Source organism: Yersinia sp. 1252 StPb PI, from assembly GCF_048593885.1.
GTDB classification, from domain to species: Bacteria; Pseudomonadota; Gammaproteobacteria; order Enterobacterales; family Enterobacteriaceae; genus Yersinia; species Yersinia enterocolitica_E.
Genome location: NZ_JAZGQE010000451.1, coordinates 1 through 655, shown reverse-complemented (window position 1 = coordinate 655; position 655 = coordinate 1). Strand labels below are relative to the sequence as shown.

Here is a 655-nt window from a genome sequence, read left to right as displayed (position 1 = left end):
GTCTTAACGGAAGATATTTACCTGTTTTTATTACTTCAAAATTGTTTATATTTTTTTCTCTTGCTGATTCAAACATCGGCAAAACTGCACTGTTATAGAGATTAAAAGAACTGTTATAAATATCATCTATTGTGGTTGAGTCAATTTTCCCATGATCAATAGTTTTAAATTGACTGAGCCCATTTTTAAGGCCGTCTAATTCGGTAAGGGTTGCCTTCATTTCAAGATCGAAAACCCCTGTGTCATTTTTCGCCATTGCTCCCATAGCACGTTCCATCGCTGTTGTCGCGCGGTAGTATTGTGCATTGGCACTATTAATAATATCGCCATTTTGCTGCTGAGTATGGGTTACACCTAGCTCTTGGTTTAATTGCTTAAGAGAGTATAAAGCAAAGCCTGATGCCCCGGCCCACAACAGTGAAAACACGATGAGAATGAGTATAAGTGCCGTTCTTATTTTAATATTTCGTATGAATCTCATGTTATTAAACCTCAAATGTCGGACACGGGAAAGATACCTTGGAAAGGCAGTTAATAACTAATTTCGGTGTCTATAAAACAGTTGAGTAAATTGTTTTATATTTCATCTTTATTATTATCGGCGGTTGAGATTTTATCTTGAGTTGTTTTTTTGGTTATAGAGTAAATAATGCGT

The 655-nt window shown here is 35.7% G+C and carries 1 protein-coding gene; it reads right to left on the bottom strand.

All coding sequences use genetic code 11. The features are described from left to right. On the bottom strand, positions 1–481 hold a 481-nt coding region (locus V2A85_RS24265), incomplete at its 3' end, for a Tar ligand binding domain-containing protein (protein ID WP_420072628.1). Positions 482–655 lie beyond the last annotated feature (174 nt).